The organism is Streptomyces sp. NPDC051569 (genome assembly GCF_044454085.1).
Taxonomy (GTDB): domain Bacteria; phylum Actinomycetota; class Actinomycetes; order Streptomycetales; family Streptomycetaceae; genus Streptomyces.
In genome coordinates this window covers 144,714-159,859 of the sequence record NZ_JBITDJ010000007.1, presented here as the reverse complement: position 1 = coordinate 159,859, position 15,146 = coordinate 144,714, and the positions used below count along the sequence as shown (strand labels likewise).

Here is a 15,146-nt window from a genome sequence, read left to right as displayed (position 1 = left end):
AACGAGCGCCCTCGGTCCTTCGTCCGGGCCGGGACGGCCGGCGAATCCCCGAAAAGTGCGATTGGTCGGAATCAGTCCTCGAAGGCCTGGGGGAAGGCGACGGACATGCGACTCGTTGTAAGCTGAGAAGACTGCACTTGACCTGCGACAACGCGGGCAGGGAGCCCGAAATGAGGAATACCCCGATGATGCGCACCATGTTCAAGTCGAAGATCCATCGGGCCACCGTGACCCAGGCGGACCTCCACTACGTCGGCTCGGTCACCGTGGACGCCGAGCTGATGGAGGCCGCCGACCTGCTCCCGGGGGAGCTGGTCCACATCGTCGACATCGACAACGGCGCCCGGCTGGAGACGTACGTCATCGAGGGCGAGCGCGGCTCCGGTGTCATCGGGATCAACGGCGCCGCGGCGCATCTCGTGCACCCCGGCGATCTGGTGATCCTCATCAGCTACGCGCAGGTCGACGACGCCGAGGCGCGCGCCCTCACGCCGAAGATCGTGCACGTCGATACGGACAACCGCATCGTGGCCCTCGGCACGGACGCGTCGGCGCCGGTGCCGGGCAGCCGTACCGTGCGCGGCCCGCACGCGGTCGCGGGCTGACCCCGCCCGACCGTACCGACCCGGAGGAGGCCACCGCCGTGGCAGACATCGAGATCCGCGACAACCGGCCGGCGGGCCTCTTTGAGGCGTACGAGGACGGGACGGTCGTCGGGGCCATCGGCTACTTCCCCCTGGGCGACACCCCCGCCGCGCTGGTCGTGGTGCACACGGTGGTGGAGGAGGGGCACGAGGGCAAGGGCATCGCGAGCGCGCTGGTGCGGGAGTTCTACGCGATGGCGGGGTGCGCGGGTGCCCCCGTCGTCCCGCTCTGCCCGTACGCCGCCCGGTGGGCCCGCCGCCATCCCGACGAGGCGCCCCTGCCCCCGGCCGGCCTGGTCAGGACCGCCGAGGAACGACTGGCGGCGAGTACCCGAAGCTGATAACTACCCGAAGCTGGCGACGGCGCCGGCCCGGCGACCGCGTGCCGGTGACCGCACCGCCGGTCCGGCGAGCGGCCCCCGTCCGCTTCCGCCGTTAGCATCGCGATCATGCTGGCGCTGCTGCACACCTCCCCGGTCCATGTCCCCGTCTTCGACGCCCTGCGGGACGCCGAGCACCCCGGACTCGCCCTCCGTCACCTGATCGACGAGGACCTGCTCGGCCGGGCCAGGGCCGAAGGGCCCGAGGCCGTGGCGGCCGAGGTCGAATCGGTGCTCGCCGCCGCCGTCACCGACGGCGCGACGGCCGTACTCTGCACCTGCTCGACCCTCGGCGCAGTCGCCGAGAAGACCGGCCCCGGCCTCGGCGTACCCGTGCTGCGCGTCGACCGGCCGATGGCCGCGGTGGCCGCGGCGTCCGGCCGGGTCGTGGTGGTCGCCGCTCTGGAGAGCACACTGGAACCGACAGCCGCGCTGATCCGCGAGGAGGCGGCGGGCCGCCCGGTCGACCTGCGTACGGTGCTCGTCGAGGCCGCCTGGGAGCGGTTCGAGGCCGGTGACCGCGACGGTTATCTGGACGCGGTGGCCGGCGCCGTCGACGCCGTCACCCGGGCGGATGTGATCGTGCTGGCCCAGGCCTCGATGGCCGGAGCGGAGCGGCGCACGAGCACCGCGATCCCGGTGCTCTCCAGCCCCCGCCCGGGGCTGAACGCCGCCGCCCGCGCCGCCGCCCGCTGACGGACGGCCCGCGCGGAACACGCGTGGACCCGGCGCGCGAGGGCACGCGCACCGGGAGACATTGGGAACGCACGACTCCGCACTTCCTGGAGGCAGGCATGACCAGTCCGTACCCCGACCCCGTACCGCCGTCGCCCACGCCGCCGCCCGGGCCGCCGGGACCCACGCCCGGTCCGCTGCCCGGCCCCACGCCTGTCCCCTCGCCGCCGCCGAAGCCGACGCCCCCGCCGCGCCCCTCGCCGCCGCCGAACCCGGCGCCGGACCCGGTCCCGAGCCCGCCGGGGCCCGACCCCGTACCGGATCCGATGCCCGCGCCCGGACCGCTCGGTCAGAGCCGCCGCCTCGGATGACCGTCCGCCGCGTGGTGCCTGACATCGGAACGTCGAGGACGTCGGGGACGTCGAGGACGTCGAGGACGTCGGGGAGTCGAGGAACAGCGACGAACAGCGACGAGCGCCCGCGGGCGGCGGGGCGGCGTCCTGAGCCGCTGTCCCGCCGCCCGCGGGCGCTGTGATCAGCGCCCGCTGTCCGTGGCGTCCGTGCTGTCCGTGCCGGCCGTCAGCCCGCGGACACCTCGGACCGGTCGCCGCCCCAGAGGGTGTGGAACGTTCCCTCGCGGTCGGTGCGCCGGTAGGTGTGCGCGCCGAAGAAGTCGCGCTGGCCCTGGGTGAGCGCGGCCGGCAGGCGCCGGGCGCGCAGCGCGTCGTAGTACGTCAGCGCCGCCGCGAAGCCCGGGGTCGGGACGCCTTGGCGCACCGCCGTGGCGATCACCGCGCGCCAGTCGTCCTGCGCCGCGCCGATCTCCTCGGCGAACTGCTTGTCGGAGAGAAGACTCGGCAGGTCGCTCCGCGTGTCGTACGCCTCACGGATCCGGTCCAGGAACGCGGCGCGGATGATGCAGCCGGCGCGCCAGATCGAGGCGACGGAACCGAGGTCGATGTCCCAGCCGTACTCCTCGCTGCCCGCCTGGATCTGGTGGAAGCCCTGCGTGTACGACACGATCTTGGACGCGTACAGGGCCTGCTCGACCTGGTCCGCGAAGCGCGCCGCGTCCGCCTCGCTCAGCGGTTCGGCCTGCGGGCCGGGCAGGGACGCCGACGCCTCGCGCAGCGCGGCGTGTCCGGACAGTGAGCGGGCGAAGACCGCCTCGGCGATACCCGAGACGGGGACGCCCAGATCGAGGGCGATCTGTACGGTCCAGCGCCCGGTGCCCTTCTGCTCGGCCTGGTCGGTGACGATGTCCACGAACGGCTTGCCGGTCGCCTCATCCGTATGGGCCAGCACCTCGGCCGTGATGTCGATCAGGTACGAGTCGAGCCGGCCGGTGTTCCACGTCCGGAACGTCTCGGCGATCCGGGCGGGGGAGAAGCCCGCGACGGACCGCAGCAGGTGGTAGGCCTCGGCGATCAGCTGCATATCGGCGTACTCGATGCCGTTGTGCACCATCTTCACGAAGTGGCCGGCGCCGTCCGGGCCGATGTGCGCCACGGTGGGCGTACCGTCCGGGGCCTTCGCGGCGATCTTCTCCAGCAGTGGGCCGAGCGAGGCGTACGACTCGGTGGAGCCGCCCGGCATGATGCTCGGCCCGTGCAGCGCTCCCTCCTCGCCGCCGGAGATACCCGTGCCGACGAAGTGGATGCCCTGCTCGCGCAGTTCCTTCTCACGGCGGCGGGTGTCGGCGAAGTGCGCGTTGCCGCCGTCGATGATGACGTCGCCCTCCTCCAGCAGCGGGGCGAACTCCTTGATCACGGCATCGGTCGGATCTCCTGCCTTCACCATGATGACCAGGCGGCGCGGGCGTTCCAGCGCCGCGACGAAGTCCCGCGCCGACTCCGCGGCGACGAAGGTGCCTTCGTCGCCGAACTCGTCCACCAGGGAACGGGTCTTCGACGCCGTGCGGTTGTGCACGGCGACCGTGAGGCCGTTGCGGGCGAAGTTCCGGGCGAGGTTGCGGCCCATGACCGCGAGCCCCGTGACGCCGATCTGGGCGGTTCCACTCATGCGATGCGCTCCTGGATATCCGTCGGATGGGCCGTGCCGGACCCTGCCGGTCCGCCGCGGGAGCGGACCCGGCGGTGGGGGCAGGTGCCGCGAACACGGCCGTTCTTCACTCGTCTGTGCTCAGTTGTCTCTGTGCTCGGTCGTCGGTTCTTCACTCGTCGAGCCGCCCGGAGGGTCGCGCGTGTCCGGCCGGCCTGACGCATCGTCCCGTGTTCGCCGCGCGAACGCGAGAGGGAGGGGGCCGGATGGACCGCCGGGCCACTCCGCCGGGGGGCGGGCCGGGCGGGGCCGGGTGAGCTCGGGGGCGAACGGCAACAGCGCGCGCGGCAGGGATCGTTCACGAAGTATTGACACCCTCTCAGCGGCGGCGTAACACTGGCACCGCTTTGGAGAGCGCTCTCCCACACTGATTCCGGCTCCTCGCCACTGACGGAGCCGACCAAGGGCGCGACTCTCCGCGGTGCACCGTCCAGCTCCACTCTCCCCCCACCGCACACCCGACGTGTGCGGACGAAGAGCGGCATGGAGGTCCGCATGGCCGAAAGATTCCGCAGTACAGCGGTGGTGTCCGCGTTACTCGTCGCCACCGCCCTCGCCCTGGTGGCGTTCGGGCTCACGGCGATCCCTGATGCCACCACCACCGCCGCCCAGGCGGCGCAGCAGCCGGCCCGAGCGGCCCAGGCGGCGCACATGGGGCACAACATGGCCCCGGCCGCCCCCCGGGTCTCCGGCGACGACCCGGACGGGGACGGATACATTCCGGCGAACCCGCCGGTGACCGGGGTGGTGCCGTCCGCCGAGATTCCCCCGCACCGCTACTTCCACGAGTTCCAGGCGAACTGCTCGGTCTCGCACGCGAAGCCGGACGACCCGATCGTCTTCCCCGGCCAGCCCGGGGCTTCGCACAACCACACCTTCATGGGCAACACCACGACGAACGCCGCGAGCACCACCGGCTCACTGGACGGCGGCGGCACCGCGTGCAAGGCCCCGGGCGACAAGTCCGCCTACTGGATGCCGACGCTGTACAAGGGCGACCAGGAGATCCGCCCGGTCGGTCCGCAGACCATCTACTACAAGTCGGGTGTCACCGACTACCGGTCCGTACGCCCGTTCCCCAAGGGGCTGCGTTTCGTGGTCGGCAACCCGATGCAGTCCGCGGCCGAGTTCCGCAACCACCGGGGCTGGGTGGAGGGCTGGGAGTGCGGCAACAGCTACGGCAACGCCGAATTCCCGGCGTCCTGCCCGACCGGACAGGACGTCCAGCTCAACCTCCGTTTCCAGGCCCCGAGTTGCTGGGACGGAAAGTATCTGGACACTCCTGACCACACGAGTCACATGGCCTATCCGATCGCCTCGGGCGCCAACCAGGACGTCTGCCCGCAGACACACCCGGTGGCCCTGCCGATGATCGAATTCAAGATGGCCTGGCCCGTCAACGGGGACATGTCGCAGGTCAGGCTGGCGAGCGGAGTGGGACACACCTTCCACTACGACTTCTTCAACGCCTGGGACGACGCGACGCTGAAGGCTCTCGTGCAGCACTGCGTCGTCGAGGGCCTGCAGTGCGACGCCCGCGGCTACGACCAGAGCAACCCCGCCGCCGGCGCCGCGCTCAACGAGAACTACGAACTGCCCTGACCGTCCCGCTCTCCCTCAGGGGTGCTCATGGGCGCCCCGGGCGCCCCGGTGACTCCGGACATCCTGGAAGCTCCGGATGCCGCGCACCCCTGAGGGAGAGCGCTCTCCCACCCTCTAGGAGACAGCACCCCATGGACCGACCAGCCATCAGAAAGCGGCGCGGAGCCTCCGCCCTCGCCGTCACCGCCCTCCTCGCCGCCGGCGCCGTGGCCCTGCCGGCTCCGGCCGCGCAGGCCGCGGGCAGCGTCGTCAAGGTCACCGGATCCCAGGGCAACTGGCAGCTGACCGTCGACGGCGCCCCCTATCAGGTCAAGGGCCTGACCTGGGGCCCCGCCCCCACGGACGCCGCGCGCTACCTGCCCGACGTCAAGTCGATGGGCGCCAACACCGTACGGACCTGGGGCACCGACGCCTCCAGCAAGCCGCTCTTCGACGCCGCCGCCGCGAACGGCATCAAGGTCATCGCCGGCTTCTGGCTCCAGCCGGGCGGCGGACCCGGAAGCGGGGGCTGCACCAACTACCTCACGGACACGCAGTACAAGAACGACATGCTCGCCGAGTTCCCCAAGTGGGTCGACACCTACAAGGACAACCCGGGCGTACTGATGTGGAACGTCGGCAACGAATCGGTCCTGGGCCTCCAGAACTGCTACAGCGGGGACGCGCTGGAGCAGCAGCGCAACGCCTACACCACCTTCGTCAACGAAATCGCCAAGAAGATCCACGCCGTCGACCCCAACCACCCGGTGACCTCGACCGACGCCTGGACCGGCGCCTGGCCGTACTACAAGCGCAACGCGCCCGACCTCGACCTGTACGCGGTCAACTCGTACGGCGACGTCTGCAACATCAAGCAGACCTGGGAGTCCGGCGGTTACACCAAGCCCTACATCGTCACCGAGGGCGGCCCGGCCGGCGAGTGGGAGGTGCCGAACGACGCGAACGGGGTGCCCGACGAGCCCGCCGACACCGCGAAGGCGGCCGGCTACACCAACGCCTGGGGCTGCGTCACCGGCCACCGGGGCGTGGCGCTGGGGGCGACCCTCTTCCACTACGGCACCGAATACGACTTCGGCGGCGTTTGGTTCAACCTGCTGCCCGCCGGCCAGAAGAGGCTCTCGTACTACGCCGTCAAGAAGGCGTACGGCGCCGACACCTCCCGGGACAACACCCCGCCCGTGATCTCCTCGATGTCGGTCGACGGGGCGTCCTCGGTCCCGTCGGGCAAGGAGCTCACCGTCCACGCGGCGGTCACCGACCCGAACGGCGACCCGATCTCGTACGAGCTGCTGTACGGCAGCAAGTATGTGGACAACTCAAGCCAGTTGGCCAGCGTCCCCTTCACCGCCCAGGGCAACGGCACCTTCAAACTGACCGCGCCCGAGCCGCTCGGTGTGTGGAAGGTCTACGTCAAGGCCACCGACGGCAACGGAAACGTCGGCATCGAGACGAAGTCGTTCAGGGTGGTGCCGCCGCCGGTCGGCGGGACCAACCTCGCCCAGGGCAGGCCCGCCACGGCGTCCTCGTACCAGCCCGACAGCACCGGCGGCTGCCCCTGCCCCGCCGCGAACGCCGTGGACGGCTCGCTGAGCACCCGCTGGGCGAGCGACTGGAGCGACCCCCAGTGGATCCAGGTCGACCTCGGCCAGACGAAGGCGTTCCGCCATGTGCAGCTCGCCTGGGAGGCCGCGTACGCCAAGAACTACACCCTCCAGACCTCCGACAACGGCCAGAACTGGACCACCCTGCGCACCGTCACCGACGGCAACGGCGGGATCGACGACTACGACGTCACCGGGAACGCCCGCTACGTGAGGATCAACGCGACCGCACGGGGCACCGGCTACGGCTACTCGCTCTACGAGTTCGGCGTCTACAGCTGAGTTCGTAGGACGCCCCGCGCCGTCTCCACTCCCCGCCGGCGGCGCGGGGCGCCGTTCCGCGGCGGGTCACGGATAAACCCGTGGCCCGCCGCGGACTTCTTTTTGCGGCGAAACGGCTCCGGCCGGTGCCCCTTACGGAGAACCGGACAGCCGCCTCGGGCTCCGAACGGGCTCCGGTCGGGCAGCAGTCGGGCAGTGACGCGCGCAACAGTGAGCGGGATCACGCCACTGAACTGCGAGGGCTTCCCCGGGCGAACGGGCAGAAACGGGCACAGTCGATGGTGCGAAGGGCCTGGTGGGGCAGCCCGCTTGCTTGTAAAAACGACGCATGAGCCCGAACGGGTGCTGAACCGAGCAGGGAAGTGTGTCGTGGACACCGACGAACGCCGACGAGAAATCCTGGAGATCGCCCGCCGCCGCGGGTCGGTGGAGGTCACCGCGCTGGCCGCGAAACTCCAGGTCGCCAAGGAGACCGTCCGGCGTGACCTGCACGCCCTGGAGGAGCACGGACTCGTACGGCGCACCCACGGCGGCGCCTACCCGGTGGAGAGCGCCGGGTTCGAGACCACCCTCGCGGTACGGACCACCCGACTCGTACCCCAGAAGTCACGGATCGCGGCAGCCGCCGCCGATCTCCTCGGCGACGCGGAAACGGTCTTCGTCGACGAGGGCTTCACCCCGCAGCTCGTCGCCGAGGCCCTGCCCCGGGACCGGGCCCTGACCGTCGTCACCGCCTCCCTGGCCGTCGCCACCGCACTCGCCGACGCGGAGAAGATCTCCGTGCTGCTGCTCGGCGGCCGGGTGCGCAGCTCCACGATGGCCACGGTCGACCACTGGACCACCCGCATGCTCTCCGAGTTCGTCATCGACCTGGCGTACGTCGGAGCCAACGGAATCTCCCGCGAGTACGGCCTGACCACCCCCGATCCGGCCGTCAGCGAGGTGAAGGCCCAGGCGATGCGCAGCGCGCGGCGGCGGGTCTTCGCCGGGATCCACACCAAGTTCGGCGCGGTGAGCTTCTGCCGCTTCGCCGAGGTCGGCGATTTCGAATCGATCGTCACCGACGCGGGACTGCCCTCCGCCGAGGCGCAGCGTTATTCACTCCTCGGACCGCAGGTCATCCGCGTCTGAGACCGTTCCTCAGATCCCCGCGTGCCGGCCCGACAGCCCCCGCCTAACAGCCGGGAGGCGGGGCAGACACGTCCCAGAACACTCGTTCCGCACAACGACCGATCAGGAGAAACACATGTCCCTCCAGCAACGACGACGTGGCACCCGCGTACAGGTCGGCGCGGCCGCCGCCCTGACAGCGCTCCTCGCCGGGTGCAGCGGCGCCGGCGGCGCCTCCTCCGCCGGGGGGGACGACACCCTCAACGTGCTGATGGTGAACAACCCGCAGATGGTCGAGCTCCAGAAGCTCACCGCGGCGAACTTCACGAAGGAGACCGGGATCAAGGTCAACTTCACCACCCTGCCGGAGAACGACGTCCGCGACAAGATCACGCAGGACTTCTCCAACCAGGCCGGCCAGTACGACGTCGCCACCATCAGCAACTTCGAAGTGCCCTTCTACGCGAAGAACGGCTGGCTGCACCCGCTCGACGAGTACGCCACCAAGGACAAGGAGTTCAATCAGGACGACATCCTGAAGCCGCTCCAGGAGTCCCTCACCGCGGAGGACGGCAAGCTCTACGCCGAGCCCTTCTACGGCGAGTCGTCCTTCCTGATGTACCGCAAGGACGTCTTCGAGGCGAAGAACCTGACGATGCCGGAGAAGCCCACCTGGCAGGAGGTCGCCGACCTCGCCGCCAAGGCGGACGGCGCGCAGAAGGGCATGAAGGGCATCTGCCTGCGCGGACTGCCCGGCTGGGGCGAGGTCATCGCCCCGCTGACCACCGTCGTCAACACCATGGGCGGCACCTGGTTCGACAAGGACTGGAAGGCGCAGCTCACCTCCCCCGAGTTCACCAAGGCCACCCAGTTCTACGTCGATCTCATCCGCAAGCACGGTGAGTCGGGCGCCCCGCAGTCCGGCTACGCCGAGTGCCTCAACAACATGACGCAGTCCAAGACCGCCATGTGGTACGACGCCACCGCCGGCGCCGGCTCGCTGGAGGCCAAGGGTTCCCCGGTCGCGGGCAAGATCGGCTACGTACCGGCGCCGGTCGACAAGACGGACAGCTCCGGCTGGCTGTACACCTGGGCCTGGGGTATGCAGAAGGCCTCCACCAAGACCGACAGCGCGTGGAAGTTCATCTCCTGGGCGTCCAGCGAGAAGTACGAGAAGCTCGTCGGCGAGAAGGTCGGCTGGGCCAACGTGCCCGCGGGCAAGCGCGCCTCGACCTACGCCAACCCCGACTACCTCAAGGACGCGTCCGCCTTCGCCGACGTCACCCAGCAGGCCATCTCCAGCGCCAACCCGCGTAACCCCGGCACCCAGCCCCGCCCGACCGTCGGCATCCAGTTCGTCGACATCCCGGAGTTCACGGACCTGGGCACCAAGGTCTCGCAGGAGATCAGCGCCGCCATCGCCGGCCGGCAGTCGGTCGCCGAGGCCCTGAAGACCTCGCAGGCGCTCGCCGAAAAGGTTGGCAAGGAGCAGAAGTGAGTACCTCCGTCACCAACCCCCCCCACTCCCCGGCCGTCGGCGCGCCGCACTCCCCGGCGCCGCGCCGCACGGGCCGGGGGCCCTCGGGCCGGGCCCGCGCCTGGGCCACCCGAGCCCCCCTGCTGCCCGCCCTGGTCTTCCTGATCGCGGTGACCCAGCTGCCCTTCGTGGCCACGCTGTTCATCTCGCTCTTCGACTGGAACTCGCTCGCCCCCGACAAGCGCGCCTTCGCCGGACTGTCCAACTACGGCTCGGTGTTCACCGACGCGTCCCTGCGCGACTCGGTGATCACCACGGTCCTGCTGACCGCGACCGTCGTCATCGCCAGCGTGATCCTCGGCCTGCTGCTGGCCCTGCTGCTGGACCGCAAGTTCATGGGCCGCGGCTTCGTCCGCACCCTGCTCATCACGCCGTTCCTGCTGGTCCCCGTCTCGGCCGCGCTGATGTGGAAGCACCTCCTCTACAACCCCGAGTACGGCCTGTTCAACGGCGCGTGGGCGTGGTTCGCCGGACTCTTCGGCGACTCCGCCCCCGCGCAGCCCGACTGGATCTCCGACATGCCGCTGCTGGCGGTCGAGGCGTCCCTCGTCTGGCAGTGGACACCCTTCATGATGCTCATCCTGCTGGCCGGACTCCAGAGCCGGCCCGCCGAGATCCTGGAGGCCGCGAATCTGGACGGGGCGAGCGCCTGGCAGCAGTTCCGCTTCCTCACGCTGCCGCATCTGCGCCGCTATCTGGAGCTCGGCATCCTGCTCGGCTCGATCTACATCGTGCAGAACTTCGACGCCGTGTTCACCCTCACCTCGGGTGGGCTCGGCACCGCGAACCTGCCGTACACCATCTACCAGACCTTCTACCAGGCTCACGAGTACGGACTGGCCTCCGCCGCCGGAGTCGTCGTCGTGATCGGCACCATCGTGATCGCGACCTTCGCCCTGCGCGTCGTCTCGTCCCTCTTCAGTGAGGAGGCGAACCGCGCATGAGTACCACCCTCACCGCCCCCGCCGCGCCCGCCGGTCACGTCCGGTACGCACCGGCCGCCCGCAAGGCCAGGCGCCGCTCCGCCGCACTCGGCCTGCTGGCCTGGATCGCCGGCATCGCCTTCTGCGTGCCGGCCCTCTGGATGCTGCTCACCTCCTTCCACTCGGAGACGGACGCGGCGACCAACCCGCCGTCCCTCACCGCGCCGCTCACCCTCGACAGCTACCGGGTGTTCTTCGGCGAAGGCGGCGGTGCCAGCCCCTGGCCGCCGCTGATCAACTCCGTGACGGCGTCGCTGTTCTCCACGCTCTTCGTGCTCGTCCTGGCGCTCCCCGCCGCGTACGCGCTCTCCATCAAGCGCGTGGAGAAGTGGACGGACGTGATGTTCTTCTTCCTCTCCACGAAGATGCTGCCCGTCGTCGCCGGGCTGCTCCCCGTGTACCTGTTCGCGAAGAACGCCGGCATGCTGGACAACATCTGGCTGCTCGTCATCCTCTACACCTCGATGAATCTGCCGATCGCGGTCTGGATGATGCAGTCCTTCCTCGCCGACGTGCCGGTCTCCATCATCGAGGCCGCCCAGGTCGACGGCGCCCGGCTGCCGACCGTCCTGGCCCGGGTGGTGGCGCCGGTGGCCGCCCCGGGCATCGCCGCCACCGCGCTGATCTGCTTCATCTTCAGCTGGAACGAGCTGCTCTTCGCCCGGGTGCTGACCGGGGTGACGGCCCAGACCGCCCCCGTCTTCCTCACGGGCTTCGTCACCAGCCAGGGCCTCTTCCTCGCCCAGCTGTGCGCGGCGTCCGTCGTCGTCTCCCTGCCGGTGCTCGCCGCCGGTTTCGCCGCCCAGGACAAGCTGGTCCAGGGCCTTTCTCTTGGAGCTGTTAAATAATGAGGGCAGCGATCGTCGAAGCCCCCGGCAAGGTCACCGTCACGACGGTTCCCGACCCCACCCCCGGCCCCCGGGACGTGGTCGTCAAGGTCGCCTCGGTCGGACTCTGCGGCACCGATCTGCACATCCTGCAGGGCGAGTTCGCGCCCACCCTGCCGATCGTGCCCGGTCACGAGTTCGCCGGCGAGGTCGTGGGCATCGGCGCGAAGGTCACCGAACTGTCCGTGGGTGACCGGGTCGCCGTCGACCCGTCGCTGCACTGCCACGAATGCAAGTACTGCCGGATCGGGCGGGGGAACCTCTGCGAGCGCTGGGCCGCCATCGGGGTCACCGAGCCGGGCGGGGCCGCCGAGTTCGCCGTGGCGCCCGTCGCCAACTGCGTCAGGCTGCCCGGCCACATCGACGCGAAGGACGCGGCACTCATCGAGCCGCTGTCCTGCGCGATCCGCGGCTACGACGTCCTCAGCTCCACCCTCGGCGCCGAGGTGCTGATCTACGGCTCCGGCACGATGGGCCTGATGATGCTGGAGCTCGCCAAGCGCACCGGCGCCGCCGGCGTCGACGTCCTGGACGTCAACGCGGACCGGCTGGCCACCGCCGTCAAGCTGGGCTGCTCGAACTCCGCCGCCACGGCGGACGAGCTCGACCGGCCCGGCGGCTGGGACGTCGTCATCGACGCCACCGGCAACGCCCGGGCCATCCAGGACGGCCTCGGCCGGGTCGCCAAGGGCGGCACCTTCCTCCAGTTCGGTGTGGCCGACTACGCGACGACCGCCGTCATCGAGCCGTACAAGATCTACAACCAGGAGATCACCATCACCGGCTCGATGGCGGTGCTGCACAGCTTCGAGCGGGCCGCCGCGCTCTTCGCCACCGGAGTCCTCGACCCGGCGGTCTTCATCAGCGACCGGCTGCCGCTGGAGCAGTACCCGCAGGCCCTCGACCAGTTCAAGGCGGGCCAGGGCCGCAAGATCGTGGTGGAGCCGTGAGCACTGCTCCGGGCATCGGCCACGACCCCGTCCTCGTGATGGGGGAGGCGCTGATCGATCTCGTCCCCTCGGCGGACGATCCGGAGATCCACCGCGCGCAGCCCGGCGGCGCCCCCGCCAACGTCGCCGCCGGGCTGGCCCGGCTGGGTACCCCCAGCTGGTTCGCCGGCGCGCTCGGCTGCGACGGCTTCGCCCGTGCGATCGAAGCGCGCCTCACCCTGGCCGGTACCGAACTCGGGCTCTGCGCGCGCCCACAGCTCCCCACGGCGCTCGCGGTGGCCGACCCGGGCCCGGACACCACCGGCTACCACTTCCACCTCCAGGACACCGCCACCTTCCGGCTGACCGAACGCGCCGCCGACGTGGACCGCTTCGCCGCGGTGTACGTGGGAGGACTCGCCGCGGTCGTCGAACCGGCGGCCACGGCGGTGGCCGCGACCGCCCGCGCGGCGGCCGAGTCCTCGCTGCTGGTGGTGGACCCCAATGTGCGTGAGGACCGCACGCTCGACCCCGAGCGGAGCGCGCACCGGCTGCGGGAGCTGTGCTCCCTGGCACACGTGATCAAGGCCAGCGACGAGGACCTGGTCCGGCTCTGGCCGGACACCGACCCCGACGCGACCTGCCGCCGGCTCGCCGAGGAGGGCCGACTGGTGGTCCTCACCCGCGGCTCCCGGGGAGCCACGGCCTACACCCGCTCCGCCGAGCCGGTGTCCGTGCCGGCGGTGCCCGTCGACGTGGTCAACACGATCGGCGCGGGCGACGCCTTCATGGCCGGTGTCCTCAACTGGCTCTCCACCAGCGGCGCGCGCCGCGAAGGCGGCGTGGACCGGCTGCGGCGCGAGCGGCTGGAGGAGATGCTGGGCTTCGCCGCGCGGGTGGCCGCCTCGGTGTGCGCCCAGACCGGTACGGAACCCTCGCTGCCGGCCCGTATCTGAGGACCGGCCCGGCGGTCCGTACGGATCCCGCCGACCCCCTTGCGCACCCCCCACAGGCCGCGGCCACCGCCCTTCCCCGAAAGGGCGGTGGCCGCGGCAGTTCCGGTGGGTCCCGGACCCGGACGTCAGGCGCCCGCGGTACCCCTGGCGCCCGCCGCGCGGATGATCTCCGCGTAACGGTGCCCACTGGTCTTGACCGTACGGCGCTGCGTCTCGTAGTCCACGTGGACCAGGCCGAAGCGCTTGTCGTAGCCGTACGCCCACTCGAAGTTGTCCAGCAGCGACCAGGCGAAGTACCCGGCGAGCGGAGCGCCCTTCTCCACGGCCCGCGCGCAGGCCGCCAGGTGCTCCTCCAGGTAGCGGACCCGCTCGGGGTCGTCGACGCTGCCGTCCGGCCGTACGACGTCCGGGTAGGCCGAGCCGTTCTCCGTGACGAAGATGCGCCGGACGCCGTACTCCTCGGTCAGCCGGAGCAGCAGCTGCTCCAGACCGTCGGCGTGCACCTCCCAGCCCATGTGGGTGTGGCGCGCGTCCGGTACGCCGACCTGCCGGGCGAACGGGGCGGTGCCGGTCGGGTCGTCCTGGACGATCTGGCGGAAGTAGTAGTTCAGCCCCATCCAGTCGAGCGGCGCCGCGATGGTCTCCATGTCGCCGGGACGTACGGGCAGCTCCACGCCGTACAGGTCGACCATGTCCTGCGGGTAACCACGGCCGAGGACCGGGTCCAGCCACCACCGGTTGGTGTGGCCGTCGGCGCGGACGGCGGCCGCGCGGTCCGCGTCGCTGTCGCTGGCCGCCTCGATCGTGCTGAGGTTGTTGACGATGCCGACCCGGGCGTCCGAGGAGGCCGCGCGGATCGCCTGCGTGGCCAGGCCGTGGCCGAGGTGCAGGTGGTACGAGGTGCGGACGGCGGCCGTGAGGTCGGTCAGCCCCGGCGCCATCGTGCCTTCGAGGTGGCCGATCCACGACGAGCACAGCGGCTCGTTGAGCGTCGCCCAGTCCTTCACGCGGTCACCGAGGCGCTCGGCGACGACGGAGGCGTACGCGGCGAAGTGCTCGGCGGTGTCCCGGGCCGGCCAGCCGCCCCGGTCCTGCAGGATCTGCGGCAGGTCCCAGTGGTAGAGGGTGGCGAACGGGGTGATCCCGGCCTCCAGCAGACCGTCCACCAGCCGGTCGTAGAAGGCGAGTCCCGCCTTGTTCACCGGGCCGTCGCCGCCGGGCACGATCCGGGGCCAGGCCAGCGAGAAGCGGTAGGCGCCGACGCCCAGCCGCTTCATCAGCCCGATGTCCTCGGGGTAGCGGTGGTAGTGGTCGCAGGCCACGTCGCCGTTGTCGCCGTTGTCGATGGTGCCCGGCGTGTGGGAGAACGTGTCCCAGATCGAGGGGGTGCGGCCGTCCTCTGCCACGGCTCCTTCGATCTGGTACGCGGCGGTGGCGACGCCCCAGGTGAAATCGGCCGGAAGGGCGTTGAGGTCGTTCACGGACTGCCTTTCTGAAGT

General features: G+C 70.8%; 13 protein-coding genes. 11 read left to right on the top strand and 2 right to left on the bottom strand.

Annotation, left to right across the window (positions count from 1 at the left end):
- Nucleotides 1-185 precede the first annotated feature (185 nt).
- The 3 genes from panD to ACIBAE_RS14265 all read left to right on the top strand — a co-directional run bounded on the left by panD (nt 186) and on the right by ACIBAE_RS14265 (nt 1,720).
- The gene (gene panD, locus ACIBAE_RS14275; protein ID WP_399285060.1) at nt 186-605 is read left to right on the top strand and encodes an aspartate 1-decarboxylase; all 420 of its coding nucleotides are present in this window, start codon (nt 186-188) and stop codon (nt 603-605) included.
- Nucleotides 606-643: 38 nt separating this feature from the next.
- Nucleotides 644-985, top strand: coding sequence for a GNAT family N-acetyltransferase (locus ACIBAE_RS14270; protein WP_399284907.1), 342 nt, complete (start codon nt 644-646; stop codon nt 983-985).
- Nucleotides 986-1,093: 108 nt separating this feature from the next.
- Nucleotides 1,094-1,720, top strand: coding sequence for an aspartate/glutamate racemase family protein (locus tag ACIBAE_RS14265; RefSeq protein ID WP_399284906.1), 627 nt, complete (start codon nt 1,094-1,096; stop codon nt 1,718-1,720).
- Nucleotides 1,721-2,278: 558 nt separating this feature from the next.
- Here the strand turns inward: ACIBAE_RS14265 and gndA are convergent.
- Nucleotides 2,279-3,721, bottom strand: a complete 1,443-nt coding sequence (gene gndA / locus ACIBAE_RS14260; RefSeq protein WP_399284904.1) for an NADP-dependent phosphogluconate dehydrogenase — start codon at nt 3,719-3,721, stop codon at nt 2,279-2,281.
- Between the two features lie 534 nt (nt 3,722-4,255).
- On the opposite strand from gndA, the gene ACIBAE_RS14255 reads away from it, so the two are divergent.
- The 8 genes from ACIBAE_RS14255 (at nt 4,256) to ACIBAE_RS14220 (ending at nt 13,647) form a co-directional block, all read left to right on the top strand.
- Entirely contained in the window at nt 4,256-5,362 is a 1,107-nt protein-coding gene (locus ACIBAE_RS14255; protein WP_399284902.1) for a DUF1996 domain-containing protein, read from the top strand.
- Between the two features lie 131 nt (nt 5,363-5,493).
- The gene (locus ACIBAE_RS14250; RefSeq protein ID WP_399284900.1) at nt 5,494-7,245 is read left to right on the top strand and encodes a discoidin domain-containing protein; all 1,752 of its coding nucleotides are present in this window, start codon (nt 5,494-5,496) and stop codon (nt 7,243-7,245) included.
- Between the two features lie 369 nt (nt 7,246-7,614).
- On the top strand, nt 7,615-8,376 hold the full coding sequence (locus tag ACIBAE_RS14245) for a DeoR/GlpR family DNA-binding transcription regulator (RefSeq protein ID WP_399284898.1): 762 nt from the start codon (nt 7,615-7,617) through the stop codon (nt 8,374-8,376).
- Nucleotides 8,377-8,491: 115 nt separating this feature from the next.
- Nucleotides 8,492-9,853, top strand: coding sequence for an ABC transporter substrate-binding protein (locus tag ACIBAE_RS14240; RefSeq protein ID WP_399284896.1), 1,362 nt, complete (start codon nt 8,492-8,494; stop codon nt 9,851-9,853).
- Entirely contained in the window at nt 9,850-10,836 is a 987-nt protein-coding gene (locus tag ACIBAE_RS14235) for a carbohydrate ABC transporter permease (protein ID WP_399284894.1), read from the top strand. The genes ACIBAE_RS14240 and ACIBAE_RS14235 overlap by 4 nt, the downstream gene beginning before the upstream one ends.
- Complete coding sequence (locus tag ACIBAE_RS14230) at nt 10,833-11,723, top strand: carbohydrate ABC transporter permease (protein WP_399284892.1); 891 nt, start codon at nt 10,833-10,835, stop codon at nt 11,721-11,723. The genes ACIBAE_RS14235 and ACIBAE_RS14230 overlap by 4 nt, the downstream gene beginning before the upstream one ends.
- On the top strand, nt 11,723-12,712 hold the full coding sequence (locus ACIBAE_RS14225) for a zinc-dependent alcohol dehydrogenase family protein (protein WP_399284890.1): 990 nt from the start codon (nt 11,723-11,725) through the stop codon (nt 12,710-12,712). The genes ACIBAE_RS14230 and ACIBAE_RS14225 overlap by 1 nt, the downstream gene beginning before the upstream one ends.
- 38 nt (nt 12,713-12,750) lie before the next feature.
- Nucleotides 12,751-13,647: a PfkB family carbohydrate kinase gene (locus ACIBAE_RS14220; RefSeq protein ID WP_399285058.1), complete on the top strand. Its 897-nt coding sequence runs from the start codon at nt 12,751-12,753 to the stop codon at nt 13,645-13,647.
- Between the two features lie 125 nt (nt 13,648-13,772).
- Here ACIBAE_RS14220 and ACIBAE_RS14215 read toward each other — a convergent pair whose 3' ends face one another.
- Nucleotides 13,773-15,128: a GH1 family beta-glucosidase gene (locus ACIBAE_RS14215; RefSeq protein WP_399285056.1), complete on the bottom strand. Its 1,356-nt coding sequence runs from the start codon at nt 15,126-15,128 to the stop codon at nt 13,773-13,775.
- Between the last annotated feature and the right edge of the window lie 18 nt (nt 15,129-15,146).